We start from the raw sequence: 14,646 nt of genomic DNA, 5'->3' as shown, positions 1-14,646 counted from the left end.
AACTATCCTTTGCCCCAATGGATTACGTTAAAGAATACAAGAGTTTCGTCAGCAGCCATTACCTGAGCGACGGTGTGCGTATCACTGCCGGCATTGTATTGCCCGCCATTATCTTTAACTATTTTAATTTATTATCTGCCGGTGTGGTGGTGGCGCTGGGCGCTATGAGTGTGAGCATCACTGATACACCGGGGCCAATCCATCACCGCAAGAATGGCATGGTGGCCTGCATCATCATCAATACTTTAATGGCATTGATAACGGGGCTTGCAGCGCCGCACCATATTACATTGGGTATACTGATAGTTGTAGCCTGCTTTGCTTTTTCCATGATAAGTGTGTTTGGCGCCAGGGCAAATTCCATCGGCGTATCTGCACTGCTGATGATGGTATTGAACATCGACCGCCAGCACGAAGGCTGGGACGTGCTGATCAATGCCGGCTATATTCTTGCTGGCGCTGTATGGTATATGCTGCTGAGCTTATTGCTGTACAGTTTTCGCCCTTATAAATTGGCCCAGCAGGCACTGGGCGATTGTATTATGGCAACCGCCAATTACCTGCGCATAAGGGCTTCTTTCTACGAAAAGGAAGTGGATTATGAAAAGACTTACCAACAGATGATGGAGCAGCAGATCGTACTGCATGGCGAACAGAACCTGGTGAGGGAATTACTTTTTAAAAGCAGGGATATCATTAAAGATTCCACTACCACCGGCAGAACTTTACTGATGATGTTCACCGATATCGTGGATCTTTTTGAAAGGACCATGACATCGTACCACGATTACAAAGCATTGCATGACGCATTTGCAGAAGACGATATACTGGAACAATACCGGCAGCTGATATTGGAACTGGCCAATGAACTGGATGAAATTGGCATTGCCGTAAAAAGCGGCCGCCGTTCCGAAGAGACCGGTTTGCTGACCGAACATATCAAAAAAACAAAAGAGTTCTTTGATAATTTCCGCAACGACCGGCGTAATGCAGAGAATGTAGACAGCTTTATCAGTATGCGGCATATACTGCACAGCATCAGCGATATTGCAGGCCGTATACATACACTGCACCTGTACACTGCTTATGATAAGGAACTTTCCAAAAAAATACCCAAACAACTGGATCATGATAAGTTCGTTACCCATCAGCCCATCGACTGGAAGTTATTAAAAGACAATCTATCTTTTGCTTCCAACAATTTCCGGCATGCCGTGCGCACCAGTATTGCCACACTGGTGGGCTATATCACATCCATGTTACTGCCATTAGGCCACAGTTACTGGATATTGCTTACCATTATAGTAATTCTTAAACCTGCTTACAGCCTTACCAAAAAAAGAAATTATGAAAGGCTGATCGGTACTATACTGGGCGCTGCCATTGGTTTACTCATTCTTTATTTTATCAAGGACAATGAAGCGTTGTTTGTTATTATGCTGGTGCTGATGATCGGCACTTACAGTTTTATGCGTAACAAATACCTGGTAAGCGTGATATTGATGACACCCTATATCCTATTGTTATTTCATTTATTGAACAATGCGAGTTTTAAAGTGATCATTACCGACAGGGTGATCGATACGGCCATTGGTTCCGTAATTGCATTTTTGGCAAATCTTATTTTATTACCGGCCTGGGAGCAGGAACAGGTGAGTAATTATATGCTGGAAACCATCCGCAGCAATAAGGATTATTTTAAGACCATTGCAGCTGCATTTACAGGTAATCCTGTTACCAATACAGAATATAAAGTAAGCCGCAAAAATGCGTTCGTTGCATTGGCCAATCTCTCGGATGCTTTTACCCGCATGCTGTCTGAGCCCAAAAGCAAACAAAAGAATATCAAACAGCTGCACCAGTTCGTGGTGCTGAACCATATGCTTACATCACACATCGCCACGCTCTCCTATTATGTAAAACCATCGGCTGAAAAATATGCTTCGCCTGATTTTACTCCATTAATAAATAATGCAGCTACGCGGCTGGAAGATGCGGAAAAGATATTACAGGATATCCCTGCCGAAACAGTAGCGCCGGAAGCGCAACCGCAAAACATCATACAGCAAAGATTACAGGAATTACTGAAAGCACGGCGCTCGGAGTTACAGCAAGGCGTACACGAAAGCGATACACAAAGACAACTCACCGAATTTAAACCCATTGCTGACCAGTTCAACTTTATCGACAATATAGCAGCCGACATCAAAAAGACCGGCCAGCAATGGATGGAACTCTGATCGCTATTGTGCTATTTTGGGCATTCCGGGAGCATCCGGCACTTCAGGTAGTTTGCCATATTTCTTTTCAAAATTTTCTTTCTGTTCCTTTACATCCAGGTCGTATTTTTCTTGCTGCCCGTTCTTGAGCCATACGGTGGCTTTGTTATTATTCACATCCAGTCTTTTAACATTGGCAGGTAATTTTAAAGGCTTGGGTGGCGCAGGCGCGGCTGGTGGCGGAACCGGTGATGGTGCCGCTGGTGTAGGCACTTCCACTATGCTGGGCGGAGCAGGTATACCGTCAATGGCAGGAACCGGGGGTGCAGCGGGTGCAGGCACGCCGGGCGTTGCTGGTGGCACTGGTGCTGGCGGCGGAGGTGGTGGTGGCGGTGGCGCAGGGAGTTCGCCGTAAGCATTCTCGTATTTTTCTGTGTTATTATTCCAGTCTTTCAGCGGTATACGTTTTACTTCTTTACCGCTGCTGTTCCTTACGATCACGTTGTTATTCCTTACAGTAAGATTATACCCTTTGCTGTTCACTTCTATCACGGTATCCCTTTCCACCGTTCCATCATAGTAAGCAGAATTACTGTTCAACACTTCTTTTAAGCGTGCAGCAACATTATCATAGGTCAGCCCGTTCATGTCCCCTGCATTACCCAGCGAGGAAAAAGCCTTGCCTTCCGGTTTTGCCAATCCGAAATATTCCACGCTCTTACTATAACGGTCATAGATATACGATTGATAAAAATTACCCCAGTTCTCTGTTTGATGAAAAGGTTCATACCCTTCTTTTGTTACCTGCAGGGTGAATTGCAATGGCTTGTTCTCAAACGGCAATTGCAACAGGTAATACCCTTTTTCGTCAGTCTGCACTGTAATGTTCTTTTCCTTGCAGTAAATACCGGCGTTGGCCAGCGGTTGCAGTGTTTTTGCATCCACAACCATTCCGGCTACGGAAACGGTTTTGTTACTGGCAGTTGCAGTGCTGCCTGCATTCCATTTATTACGGAATGCAAGCAACAAAACAGCTGTAGCGGGTAATAAGAACAGCAGCCTTGCCAGCTGTCGTTTGGCGCTCTTTGTTTTGTTCATCATGGCTATACGTTTTTTTAGTGAATAGAAATTGAATTGTGTGGCTATACTATATTGATTGTTTCCTATAACTTTTAACAACAGGTACTGGTATTCTTTTTTATTGATACCCTGTTCCAGCACCTGGTGATCGGCAATAAACTCCAGGTTCTGCCGGATGGCTTTTTTCAACAGCCATACAAAAGGATTGTACCAGTTGAAGATGCACAACAGTTCGGCCCAGATGATATCAAAACTATGGCGCTGCTTTACGTGCACAAATTCGTGGCGGATGATCTCCTGCAATTCGCTTTCGCTGTGCAGGTGGCGGTTAATAAAGATAGCATTACCAAATGAGAACGGGATAATGCTGTCGTTCACCTGGTACAAATTAATGCCTTCACCCGTTACAGGCTCTGCTTTATCCAGCATTCTTTTAAAGGACAGTACCTGTATCAGCAGGCGAACAAACATGATCAGCATACCAACGGAAACCACCATCGTTATCCATTCCTTTATGCCCCATGCGTTGGTTGTTGCCGCAGGCAGCTCATTGATCGTATTGCGATCGATGGAAGGCATCCAGTTAATGACATTATTCTGCTGCCAGTTATTTTTTTGCAGTAATACCGACACATTAATTAGCGGTATAAAAAAACACAACAGTGAGTATCCCAATAAGTACCACCGGTTATGATTATAAAAAGTAAGTTTGCGCAGGATGCAATAATAAAACAGGTAAACCGCTGCAAGGCTTACAGAACACTTGAGTATATATTCCAGTAAATAGTTCATAGCAGGATCGGTTTATTTGTTTCCTTTTTCTATCATATTGATGATCTCTTTCAGTTCTTTGGCTGATAATTTTTTCTGCTCCACAAAAAAGTTCACCATCTCTTTATACGAGTTATCAAAATAATCCTTGACCACGCTGCCCATGAATTTCTTTTTATATTCTGCTTCTGTTACTGCCGGCTTGTACAGGTAGGCATTGCCCAACAGCCTGCTGCTGATGTACTGCTTTTTCTCCAGGTTCTTTACAATGGATGCCACAGTTGTATAAGGAGCAGGCTGGTCCAGGTTTTCCATAAAAGTTTTTACATTGGCTTCGCCGGTGCGCCATATTGCCTGCATCACTTCTTCCTCTACATGGGTTAACTTTTCCATATCTACGAAATTTTCGTAAATCTACGAACATTTCGTAATTAGCCAAATTTATTTTTGGGTTTTAACATTTTATAAAACAAACGGGTTTGCAACGATTTGCAAACCCGGCAAAAAAATGTTCATCTTTTTATTCCGCAGCCTTCTTTTCTCCCAGCGAGAACCAGTTGCCCGAATCATCTTTGAACAATGCTTCGAAGCCATAGAATTCTTTTTTGGGCGCCTTGGTAAACTCCACTCCCTTTGCTTTCAATTCTTCATACGTGGCCAGCAGATCGTTGCATTCAAAAACACCGAAACCAAAAGTGCCGCCCGCCACCAGTTCCCGCATCTTTTGCGCCGATTCACTGTTGAACAGCATGCCATCGGCAATGGCCATCAGGCTGATCTCCAGCTCCGGCTGTTCGGGTGGACAAACGGTCAACCAGCGCATACCCGGCCCCATGGCTGCATCCGTATGCACTTTAAAACCCAGTTTATTGACGTAAAAATCATAAGCGCTGTCCTGGTCAAGCACAAAAATGCTGACATGATTCATTTTGGTGATCATTGTATGGTTTGTTTAATGATGGATGATGGAACAAAGTTGTGCCATTGCTTTTTACAGCACTTCTTCAAAATTGCTTTTTTCCATCCAGCCATTTTTTAAGGCAAAGCAATGCGGAATAAATTGCAGCGGTTGGGCACGGAGTTCCCTTTTGCGTTGTAGTTGCAGTTGCTGGTACACAGAAGGGCTATTGCCGGTAATGCGTTTAAAAAGACCCGTGAAAGAACTCAGGCTATCGAAACCCACTGCAAAGCAAACATGGGTAACGGGATGGTTATTTTGCAGCATCAGCTTAGCCTGTTCAATGCGTACAGCCGTGAGGTATTGGTGCGGCGTTTTGCCATAAGCCATTTTAAATAGTCGTATAAAATGGAATTTGGAAAAGAAGGCTTCATCGGCAATATCATCCAGGTTTATTTTATCGCCGTAATGCCCGTCGATAAAAAGTTTCGCCTGAACAATGCGGCGGTATAAATATATTCCGGGAAGCTGTTCTTTCATTTTTTTGATTGCAGGATGCAGTCAAAAATAATTAAACTGCGGCAGTTTACTGCATTTGTTTTTGCAGCGTATTGTAACCTGTTGAAAGCTGTTCCTTTATTGCATCACCGGTTAAATTATTAAGGGAGAGCACATCCTTTTGTTTACCGGTATGCACCTGATAGATCTTCAGGTGTACATTCCAGAGGTCTGTTTGCATATTACCCGTTTCTTTCACCAGCTCCAGTTGTGAGAGGATGATGATATCGGCTTTTATTTTTTCCAGTACCGGTTTGCAATATTTCTTATCAAATACATTTTGATAAGGAACATCCATTAATTTTTTATAGGGAAATTTTATGAGTGTAACAGCGCTGTCTTTTGCCATTTCATTTTGCAGCCACTGCTGTATACCGGGAGAGATGCCGCGGCCTGCATTGATATCAAAAGGAGGAAACACCAGTACGGATGGTTTGGGCTCAACAAGTACTGGCTCATCTGCCATTGCAGCCTGCATGCTGAAACAGGCATTCATCAACAGGAAAATGAAAACTGTAATTATCTTTTCAGCACGACGGAACATAGTTTTATTTATTACTCCACTTGAACCATTTTATACCCAGTGTGGCAAACACGATGGTATAACCAACGCATATCAATAAAGACACCGTATCGTCCATATTCCATAAATCCGGCCGGAGGCTGGCAGATACCAGGTGGCGCACTACACCATAGGGCGACCATTTAACGATCTTGGTTACTTTGTCGCCCAGCATGCCTAACTCACCAAACATGCCCACCATGATAAATGCAAAATATACCAGCCTGCAGGTGGAGTTGACTGTTTCTGGATTTTTGATGCGTCCCACTATTACCTGCCCGATACTGAGATACAATGCGCCGCCTGCCACTGCAGCAAAAGCGCCTACTATATAACCGGCAACGCTCACGGTTATTTTATCAATATAAAATCCAGCAATAAAAACCGCCAGTGTTACGATGAATATCATCGCCAGTTGTACCGTAAGCCTGCTCGCCATGATAGACCAGGAAGAAAGCGGTGCCACCCGCAGGCGTTGAAAAACACCTTTATCCCTGTCTCTTGCAATAGAGTTGGCATAGCCCATTAACCCAATGGCTGTAAGACCGATGGTGATGCAATTGGAAAGTACAAAGGCACCTCCGAGTTTATCAACGATCCCTTTCCAGGAACTGAGGATGATGCAAGGCACCAATACAATGAGTATCACCGAACGGCGGTTGCGCCACTGCGTTGTAAAATCTGCACGCAGTAAAGAGGTAATGGCTTTTGAAGTAGAAGGAATTATAGTCTGCATAATGATTTGTTTGATTTATGAACGTACTTCTTTACCGGTCAAGCCGATAAATACATCTTCTAAAGTTATTTTTCCTTTTCGGGAAGCGGCGATCACTTCCGGATCGTTGCGGTGTTTCTCTACCAGCGCCTGCGGTGTATCGGTGGCTATCACCCTGCCATGATCGATGATGGCAATGCGGTCGCAAACTGCTTCTGCTTCTTCCATGGAATGCGTGGTGAGTAATATGGCATGCCCTTTTGCACGCAGGTCTTCCATGCGTTCCCACAACTGGCGGCGGCTTTGAGGGTCAAGCCCGGTGGTAGGTTCATCCAGTATCACCAGTTTAGGGTTGTGCAGTAATGCAACAGTAAGGGATACACGCTGTTGTTGTCCGCCGGACAATTCGCTGAATTTCTTACCAACCGCATCTTCAAGTTTTATCGTATCCAATATTGCACGCAGCGTATCATCGGGCATGGGTACCGCATGTATGCCGGCAAATAATTGAATGATCTCTCCCACATGCAATTCAGGTTGAAAACTGGTGGATTGCAATTGCACGCCCATATTAGCCCTTGCATGCAATGGTTTATCCTTCGTGTTGAAACCAGCCACAATGATCTCACCGGAGCGTGGTTTGATCAACCCCTCTACCGAACTCAAACTGCTGGTCTTACCGGCGCCATTGGGGCCCAGTAAACCAAATATCTCTCCGGCCCTTACTTCAAATGCTACATCTTTTACAGCCTGGAACCTCTCGTAAAAAACATTCAGGCCGTTTACTTTTAAAACCGGTTCGTTATTATTACCCTCCATTATTATTACAGTTTGTTCTTTTATATTTAATGTAAATTATTGCAGCTCGTAAGCGGTAAAAACAAATGTACCTTGTTTTTTGTTGCTGGCTTGTTAACAGGTCCGGTCAATCATTCAGCAGTTTTCACTTCCTCTATTCCTTTAAGCACCATGTTCACCGGCAGGCACCCCGATGCAAGCAAAGCAGCCATGTCCTTAGCCTCCTTTTTTTCAAACACACCGCTTAGTGCTACTGAGCCGCCTTCAATAGGACTAAGCACTTTAGGTGCACTTAGGATTGCTCCATCTATGGTCATAGCTATTGTTTTGCCAACATTACTCATCGTCATTCTTTTAAAAAGGTAAGCACCGTATGCATCAAACTGCATCAGAACATCCGTATGTTTTCCGTTGGCCCTTGTTTCAGCTTTCGTTACATGGTTATTGGCAAATAATTTCGTGCTGTTATCTCTTACAAAGTATATTTCATACATCTTTTGTTTATCCTTCGTGGTTGTACCGCTTTCCTGCAGCATCATTAAAGCATCGGCTGGTAATACATCTTTACCAAGGTTCACAGATTCTTTTATCCGGGGTATATTCCCTTTTGCCGCGTATCCTATAAAACCAGGTATATTCTGCCCAGGTGTATTAGGTCCGTTTACAGCAAAACCTGTAAATTCTCCTAGCAGCGGATGATTCATGCTGTCTGGCACACCATTATTTAATTTTGCCGCAGCCAGTTTATCCGCAGCTTCCAGCCCCTGGTATATATCAAAAATGGAATAGCATTCATAAAATACCAATGCGCCTTTTTTAAGGAGAAAATCCTGTACCCATTCTCTATCGGGCTTTGCTGATTGAATGGTGATCTCATTGGTTTTATAATTTACTTTTACTGATGCATTATGAATACCGGCACCTTCCAGCCTTTTGCTGATCACCATCGTGGCAGTATCTGCCTGTCCTTCGGTAAATGCAGTATCGGTAATAGAAAGTGTAGTTACAAATTGTTTTTGTTTAAAGCTGCAGGCAAACAGGTTTGCAGCAAGTAAAAAAACCAAAAAATATTTCATTGCAAAAGTTTTGTGTAAATATGCAAAGTACTTTATTCCACTTTCAATCCCCAGTCAATTCCCTTCTGTGTTGCAGGCACACCTTCCGTTAACCATTTGGCGGGCTTGTCTCCTTTCAGTTTCCAGTCGAAAAATTGCTGTTCGCGGATCTGTATATCCTTGCGGTTCTTTCTTTCAATTAAATTATGCGCTTCGTTGTTGTATACCAATAACCATACAGGTTTATTTAAACGACGCATGGCGGTAAAGAACTCTATCCCCTGGTACCAGGGCACTGCATCATCCGCATCGTTGCTCATGATCACCAATGGCGTGGTTACATTGGGTAAATGAAACAAAGGAGAATTCTCTAAATACAGGTTCTGTTTTTCCCAAAGTGTACCGCCGATACGGCTCTGTGTTTTTTCGTACTGGAACTGGCGGTTAAGCCCGCTGCCCCAGCGTATACCACCATAGGCGCTCGTCATGTTCACAACGGGAGCGCCGGCCCATGCGGCTGCAAATAGTTTTGTTTTGGTGATCAGGAAAGCGGTTTGATAACCGCCCCAGCTTTGTCCCTGCAGACCGAGCTTGGTACTGTCCACATAACCCAGTTTTACAATCGCCCTTACACCACTCACAATATAATTATACGCATCATTGCCGGGATGGCCGGTAGTATAAGAAATATCCGGTGCAAACACTACATATCCTCTGCTTACAAAAAAGGGAATATTCAAACGGCTGGGCGTAGGCGAAGGTGGCTGGTAAGTATATAATCCGTCAGATAGTTTTTCATAAAAATAACTGATCATCGGGTATTTCTTTTTCGGGTCAAAATTTTCCGGCTTATAAATAATGCCTTCGCTTTCCTTGCCATTGTAGGTCTTCCATTTAAATAATTCAGCGGTGCCCCAGTTATACTCTTTTTGCTGCGGATTGATATCACTCAACACTTTAGCAACTCCATTCCCATTTTCATAATACAGGTTGGGTGATGAAGTATAATTTTCTTTGGTATAAATATAAGCTGCTGCGTTTTTTGCCTTTACAGGAAATCCTACACCATATTTTTCCAGTGCATTATTAAAATATAGGTTACCATTCTTTGTATAAGCTCTCTCCAGCGAGGTTGTTTTTAATGTATTATCAAATACCCGGAATATCATCGGGCTGTCGGTATTGATAAAACGTTCTTCCCTGTTGGTGGAAATATACCGGTAAGTGACCTGGTTCTTTCTTGCAAGCTGTGCAGCTTCTATCAACGGCGCTGGTGCAACTGTTCCACCGGGTGATACATTCCACACTTCATATTTATCGTACACATACAGGTTCTTATCGCCGGCGCTCCAGCCCATTACACCATGCGGACCAGGCACATCGGGTACATCATTTTCTTCATCGTATAAAGGCACTTTTATTTTTTCCGTCACATTTTTGGTAACGCCAGTTACTACATCATAAGTAAAATAATTTTTCTTTACTGCATCGTACCAGTACACGAACTTCCCTGCAGGCGATGCATCGTAGCTTACAGGCGCATTGGCAAGCACCAGCTTTCTTGTACCGTCATTGGTGTTGATCACATAAGCAGTGCTTTTGGTGCGGCCGGTCCACTGCCCTTCCACACGGTTGCCTTTATTGCTTTCTGATAATACCCAATCGGCATTGCCCTCATCTACCAGCGTGATCCTTTCTGCGTCTTCTGCACCCAGTTGTACTATTTTATTTTCTCCGGGTTTAACCACGGCCATATAACTGCGCCTTAGTTCTATATCCAGTTGCTTCAACTGTTGCGGTTGCAGGTAATCATCATTGTAGTGCCATACATCCAGGCGGGCCAGTTCAAAATCCACCAACGTGGTATCTTTCGGCGCTTTAATGGATGCAGTACCAAAGAACAGTTTTTTACCATCTTTACTAAAAAGCAGATTGGCATTTTCACTTACGGAGGTGCCCAGTTTCATACCAATGCTGTTCTTATGTGCAACGATCACCGCACTATCCTGACCGGGCCTGAAATACCAGAGTTTATAAAATTTAGTGAGTGCTTTGGTTACACTGTCACGTTCGGCTACAAAAGCAAGCTGGTTACCCGTTTCATCCAGTACATAGTTTTTAGCATCATTGAATTTTTTCATCACGGTGTCTGTCTTACCACTTGCAAGAATCGATCCACAACACGGTTGCTTTTGTAATACTATCGTTATTTTTTGCAGACGTTTCTACAATAAAAGTATTGGCCTTTTTACTGAAATAATATTTTGTTACCAGCTTGAATTTTCTTTCTGCACCGGTATTAAAATTTTTAAGCACCAGTTCTGTTCCTTCTTCTATCTTTTCTGCATCAGCCTTGGGAGCTGCAGGTTTATTTTCTTTTTTTGCAGGAGCCAGTACCGCTATGCCCTTGGTTTGCGCTTCCTTTGTTTTATTGCGGATGCTGTCGGCCACTCTTACCAGGCTGTCAGCCATCTGTAATAAATTCTTTAACTGTGTTGCCGAATCAACTGCCGCTTTTGGTTTTGCAGCAGCAGCCGGTGCATCTGCTTTTTCCATCAGGTAAGCCATCCAGCCACCTGCTTTTTCGGGTGTTTTAAAAGATCTTACTTTAGCGATCTTTACTATACTGTCTTTGCCCAGTTCCAATATGCCCAACGAATCTTTCGGCATTTCATCAGCCGTTTTCTTTTTGATCTTTGCCTGTCTTGTATCCTGGAAGAGTGCTTTTATGCGGAACACCACGTAGCGGTTATCTTCTGTGATCACGGCATTGTATCCTCTCGGGATTATTTTTTTGTAAGTACCCGATGGTTCCTGTACCACCAGTTCGCCATCTCCTTCCTGGGGATTAATGGTATACACTACAAACCTGCCATCATTGCTGATCATGCGTTCGCCGATACTTTGCCAGCCATCGTAAACAGTATGGTCGAGGGGCTTTTTATTTTGTGCGGAAACAGAAAAACTAAGTAGTAATAAGAACGGGAGAACAAATTGCTTCATACATGAGGTTTTGGTGCATTAAAGTTAGGAGAAACTCCCGCAGATAACGCAGATGGCGCAGAAAAAACAATGGCAAGGGGTACTGTAGTTGCAAAATAAATTTGGTGGTTTAAAAAATTACTCTACATTTGTAGAGAAATACATCAAAATGTAGAATAATGAAATTATCCAAAACAGAGGAACAATTAATGGAACTGATCTGGAAAAAGGAAAAGGTATTTATGAAGGACATCATTGATACCTATCCCGAACCAAAACCAGCAGTAACCACTATTGCCACTTTATTGAAAAGGATGCAGGATAAAGGCTTTGTAGGATATACCCTGTTCGGCAATTCAAGGGAATATTATCCGCTCGTGAAAAAGGCAGATTACTTTTCGAAGCATGTAAAGGGGATGATAAAAAATTATTTTGGCGATTCTGCCTTGCAGTTTGCTTCCTTTTTTACCACCACCAGTAATTTAACAACCATCGAACTGGAAAGTCTTAAAAAAATCATTGACCAGGAAATCAAAAAGAAGAAAAAATGATGCTCTATATTGTAAAAACAGTGCTTTGCGCAGCGCTTCTTTTCTTATTCTATACGCTTTTTTTAGAGCGTGAAAAGATGCACCGTTTCAAACGGGCCTACCTGTTAGTAGCCGTCGTACTGTCTTTTACAATTCCGTTGATAACTATTCCCACACCTGCAGTGATCAACGTTGCTCCCCTGCAGCAAAGCATTTTGCTGCCTGTTGAGCAGCCTGTTGTTGCGGGCAGCTCACAACCTTTAATGAATACTCAAACCGATTATATCGCATTATTCATTTTGTTTTTATATGCCGCTATTGCATTATTTAGGTTAGCGGTATTTACCAGGAACATGGTAACTATTTATTCCCGGATAAGGAATAATGCGCAGGTGCATCAAGGCAATGCTACATTCATATTATTGGAGAAAAACGTTACCCCGCACAGTTTTTTACATTTCATTTTCCTGGATAAAACAACTTATGAAAATGGCGCTATTGAAAAAGAGGTCATCAGCCACGAGCTAACGCATGTCCGACAGAAACATTCACTGGATATTATATTCATAGAACTGCTACTCGTATTTTTTTGGTTCAATCCCTTTTTATACCTGTACCGCAGGGCTATACAATTGAACCACGAATTTTTAGCGGATGATGCTGTAGTTGAAACCTTCCACAATGCAACAGCCTACCAATACCTCTTACTTGAAAAGGCGGCACAGCCCGGAAGTTCCCCTTTAACCAGTCAATTCAATTATTTAATAACCAAGAAAAGATTACTCATGATGACAAGAACAACATCAAAAAGTATTGCCATTGTAAAACAATGGGCAGTACTGCCTGTAATTGCTGCTGCAATATTTGTTTTCAGCACAAACACCATGGCCCAGGATATTCCGAAAGTAATTCAGAAAGCAGTTCCTGAAACTCCCTCCACTGTTGAAGGTGTTTCTCAACAATTGCTGGATGAGTACGCAGATATTATTAATAAGAATAAAACCACCGATGGTAAGTATGGACCGGCATTTTATGTCAACGTTTCCCCGGAAGAAAAACAACGGCTTGAAACCATTTACCTACAGATGAGTAAAGAGCAACAGGCAAAACAAAAAGTTATATTCATGCCCCCTGCTCCACCGCTGCCTAAAGTTGTACCTACAAAAGAACAATTTGAAGCTTTAAAGAATGCGGCAGTATATGGTGTTTGGTTAAATGGAAAAAAAATTAATAATTCCGTACTTGATAAATATTCCAATACAGATTTTGAACAGATTTTTATCAGCAAGCTATATGGTCCCGCCAAAAAAAATAGATCATATACCCACCAGGTTAATTTGATGACCACAGCCTATTACCGGGAGTATTACAGCTCAGCTAGTAATAATAAAGGATATCTAATGGCAATACGTATAGATAAAAAGGTACAGGAAAAGTAATTGATCACCCGGGTAAGTAAAAATCACTTACCCGGATATTTTATTCATTTTCCTCTAAAAATCCCCATTCATTTCTCAAACCTGACAGTCTTTCTCCCTGCAATTTGATGGCGTCATAATGCCCTGCATTATTTTTCTGGCGGTAAGCTTCGTACAAAGTAACAGCACAAGCCACCGATATATTCAGCGATTTTATTATTCCCACCTGCGGAATAATAAAATTGCCATCGGCCATCGCAATGATATCATCACTTACACCGCTGTGTTCGTTGCCAAATACCAAGGCAACAGGTTCTGTTAAATTCAATTCGTGCAGGCCTACTGCATCCGTACTTAAATGCGTGGTATAGATTTTTTTATACCTTTTACGTAATTCCGCAAAACATTCCCCCGCATCGGTATATTGGTGCACTGTTAGCCATTTGGCAGCGCTGGAACTGCTTTTTGCACCCCATTTGCGGTGCGGCGGTATCTTATTGTTCAGTATAAATATATCCTGTATACCCACGGCATCGGCGGTACGCATCACGGCGCTGATATTGTGCGGATCGAATACATTTTCCAGTACTACCGTAAGATCGGGCTGGCGTTTATTTAAAACCGAGGTCAGGCGGTCGTTGCGTTCAGGTGTCATAAGCATCAATAAAAGGCAAAATTAAGTAATAAGGCTGTTGAGGTCCCACTTATCAAAAAATTTGTTGCGCCTTGTTATCATTCTTTATATTTAATGATAAAACTCATTTTTACATGAAACAATTTTTTGCCTTAACCTTTGCCTGCACGGTGTTATACGCCTGTAATAATGCAGATAAGACTACAGCAGCTAAAACAGATATTCTTGCTGCCAACCTGGACACAACTGTAAAACCGGGTGATGATTTTTTTGATTATGCCAATGGAGGATGGATAAAGAAAAATCCTATTCCCGGCGACCTCAGCAGCTGGGGTATCGGGCAACTGGTGAATGAAGAAAACCTGAAACGCCTGAGAGAATTGAGCGAAGACCGCTGCAAAGGCCAATGACAAACAAGGTACCAAC

At 42.8% G+C, this 14,646-nt stretch carries 15 protein-coding genes; 4 read left to right on the top strand and 11 right to left on the bottom strand.

What is annotated here, in order from left to right; all coding sequences use genetic code 11:
* The first annotated feature begins 17 nt into the window (after positions 1 to 17).
* Entirely contained in the window at positions 18 to 2,240 is a 2,223-nt protein-coding gene (locus tag QM738_RS00790) for an FUSC family protein (RefSeq protein WP_462274766.1), read from the top strand.
* 3 nt (positions 2,241 to 2,243) lie between these two features.
* Here the strand turns inward: QM738_RS00790 and QM738_RS00785 are convergent, their stop codons facing one another.
* The 10 genes from QM738_RS00785 to QM738_RS00740 form a co-directional block, all read right to left on the bottom strand.
* Complete coding sequence (locus QM738_RS00785; RefSeq protein ID WP_462274765.1) at positions 2,244 to 4,091, bottom strand: M56 family metallopeptidase; 1,848 nt, start codon at positions 4,089 to 4,091, stop codon at positions 2,244 to 2,246.
* Between the two features lie 12 nt (positions 4,092 to 4,103).
* A complete protein-coding gene (locus QM738_RS00780; protein ID WP_462274764.1) occupies positions 4,104 to 4,463 on the bottom strand; it encodes a BlaI/MecI/CopY family transcriptional regulator in 360 nt (119 codons plus the stop codon).
* 127 nt (positions 4,464 to 4,590) lie between these two features.
* Complete coding sequence (locus QM738_RS00775) at positions 4,591 to 5,010, bottom strand: VOC family protein (RefSeq protein WP_462274763.1); 420 nt, start codon at positions 5,008 to 5,010, stop codon at positions 4,591 to 4,593.
* Between the two features lie 51 nt (positions 5,011 to 5,061).
* Positions 5,062 to 5,508, bottom strand: coding sequence for a helix-turn-helix domain-containing protein (locus QM738_RS00770; protein ID WP_462274762.1), 447 nt, complete (start codon positions 5,506 to 5,508; stop codon positions 5,062 to 5,064).
* A gap of 46 nt (positions 5,509 to 5,554) precedes the next feature.
* Positions 5,555 to 6,070, bottom strand: a complete 516-nt coding sequence (locus QM738_RS00765) for a hypothetical protein (protein ID WP_462274761.1) — start codon at positions 6,068 to 6,070, stop codon at positions 5,555 to 5,557.
* Between the two features lie 4 nt (positions 6,071 to 6,074).
* Positions 6,075 to 6,824, bottom strand: coding sequence for an ABC transporter permease (locus tag QM738_RS00760; protein WP_462274760.1), 750 nt, complete (start codon positions 6,822 to 6,824; stop codon positions 6,075 to 6,077).
* 15 nt (positions 6,825 to 6,839) lie between these two features.
* Positions 6,840 to 7,622 carry an ABC transporter ATP-binding protein gene (locus QM738_RS00755; protein ID WP_462274759.1) on the bottom strand — a complete coding sequence of 261 codons (783 nt, stop codon included), beginning with the start codon at positions 7,620 to 7,622 and terminating at the stop codon, positions 6,840 to 6,842.
* 110 nt (positions 7,623 to 7,732) lie between these two features.
* On the bottom strand, positions 7,733 to 8,677 hold the full coding sequence (locus QM738_RS00750; RefSeq protein ID WP_462274758.1) for a SecDF P1 head subdomain-containing protein: 945 nt from the start codon (positions 8,675 to 8,677) through the stop codon (positions 7,733 to 7,735).
* A gap of 32 nt (positions 8,678 to 8,709) precedes the next feature.
* Positions 8,710 to 10,797: an alpha/beta hydrolase family protein gene (locus QM738_RS00745; RefSeq protein ID WP_462274757.1), complete on the bottom strand. Its 2,088-nt coding sequence runs from the start codon at positions 10,795 to 10,797 to the stop codon at positions 8,710 to 8,712.
* Positions 10,798 to 10,810: 13 nt separating this feature from the next.
* On the bottom strand, positions 10,811 to 11,659 hold the full coding sequence (locus tag QM738_RS00740) for a hypothetical protein (RefSeq protein WP_462274756.1): 849 nt from the start codon (positions 11,657 to 11,659) through the stop codon (positions 10,811 to 10,813).
* Positions 11,660 to 11,817: 158 nt separating this feature from the next.
* Here QM738_RS00740 and QM738_RS00735 point away from each other — a divergent pair, with 158 nt between their 5' ends.
* Both QM738_RS00735 and QM738_RS00730 read left to right on the top strand, forming a co-directional pair.
* Positions 11,818 to 12,189: a BlaI/MecI/CopY family transcriptional regulator gene (locus QM738_RS00735; RefSeq protein WP_462274755.1), complete on the top strand. Its 372-nt coding sequence runs from the start codon at positions 11,818 to 11,820 to the stop codon at positions 12,187 to 12,189.
* Complete coding sequence (locus QM738_RS00730; RefSeq protein WP_462274754.1) at positions 12,186 to 13,607, top strand: M56 family metallopeptidase; 1,422 nt, start codon at positions 12,186 to 12,188, stop codon at positions 13,605 to 13,607. The genes QM738_RS00735 and QM738_RS00730 overlap by 4 nt, the downstream gene beginning before the upstream one ends.
* Positions 13,608 to 13,647: 40 nt before the next feature.
* On the opposite strand, the gene QM738_RS00725 is transcribed toward QM738_RS00730, so the two are convergent.
* Positions 13,648 to 14,241, bottom strand: coding sequence for a TrmH family RNA methyltransferase (locus QM738_RS00725; RefSeq protein ID WP_462274753.1), 594 nt, complete (start codon positions 14,239 to 14,241; stop codon positions 13,648 to 13,650).
* A 113-nt stretch (positions 14,242 to 14,354) separates the two neighbouring features.
* On the opposite strand from QM738_RS00725, the gene QM738_RS00720 reads away from it, so the two are divergent.
* Positions 14,355 to 14,630 carry a hypothetical protein gene (locus tag QM738_RS00720; protein ID WP_462274752.1) on the top strand — a complete coding sequence of 92 codons (276 nt, stop codon included), beginning with the start codon at positions 14,355 to 14,357 and terminating at the stop codon, positions 14,628 to 14,630.
* Positions 14,631 to 14,646: the final 16 nt, after the last annotated feature.

Origin of the sequence: Ferruginibacter sp., assembly GCF_049840995.1 — a bacterium.
Classification (GTDB): Bacteria; Bacteroidota; Bacteroidia; order Chitinophagales; family Chitinophagaceae; genus Ferruginibacter.
The sequence above is the reverse complement of the archived record's forward strand: the minus strand, read 5'-3'. Positions and strand labels throughout refer to the sequence as shown.

Coding starts and splice junctions, on each gene's coding strand:
- QM738_RS00725 (WP_462274753.1), bottom strand. CDS start 14,241: ATGACACCTGAACGCAACGACCGCCTGACCTCGGTTTTAAATAAACGC.
- QM738_RS00780 (WP_462274764.1), bottom strand. CDS start 4,463: ATGGAAAAGTTAACCCATGTAGAGGAAGAAGTGATGCAGGCAATATGG.
- QM738_RS00775 (WP_462274763.1), bottom strand. CDS start 5,010: ATGATCACCAAAATGAATCATGTCAGCATTTTTGTGCTTGACCAGGAC.
- QM738_RS00765 (WP_462274761.1), bottom strand. CDS start 6,070: ATGTTCCGTCGTGCTGAAAAGATAATTACAGTTTTCATTTTCCTGTTG.
- QM738_RS00750 (WP_462274758.1), bottom strand. CDS start 8,677: ATGAAATATTTTTTGGTTTTTTTACTTGCTGCAAACCTGTTTGCCTGC.
- QM738_RS00755 (WP_462274759.1), bottom strand. CDS start 7,622: ATGGAGGGTAATAATAACGAACCGGTTTTAAAAGTAAACGGCCTGAAT.
- QM738_RS00785 (WP_462274765.1), bottom strand. CDS start 4,091: ATGAACTATTTACTGGAATATATACTCAAGTGTTCTGTAAGCCTTGCA.
- QM738_RS00735 (WP_462274755.1), top strand. CDS start 11,818: ATGAAATTATCCAAAACAGAGGAACAATTAATGGAACTGATCTGGAAA.
- QM738_RS00745 (WP_462274757.1), bottom strand. CDS start 10,797: ATGAAAAAATTCAATGATGCTAAAAACTATGTACTGGATGAAACGGGT.
- QM738_RS00720 (WP_462274752.1), top strand. CDS start 14,355: ATGAAACAATTTTTTGCCTTAACCTTTGCCTGCACGGTGTTATACGCC.
- QM738_RS00760 (WP_462274760.1), bottom strand. CDS start 6,824: ATGCAGACTATAATTCCTTCTACTTCAAAAGCCATTACCTCTTTACTG.
- QM738_RS00770 (WP_462274762.1), bottom strand. CDS start 5,508: ATGAAAGAACAGCTTCCCGGAATATATTTATACCGCCGCATTGTTCAG.
- QM738_RS00740 (WP_462274756.1), bottom strand. CDS start 11,659: ATGAAGCAATTTGTTCTCCCGTTCTTATTACTACTTAGTTTTTCTGTT.
- QM738_RS00730 (WP_462274754.1), top strand. CDS start 12,186: ATGATGCTCTATATTGTAAAAACAGTGCTTTGCGCAGCGCTTCTTTTC.
- QM738_RS00790 (WP_462274766.1), top strand. CDS start 18: ATGGATTACGTTAAAGAATACAAGAGTTTCGTCAGCAGCCATTACCTG.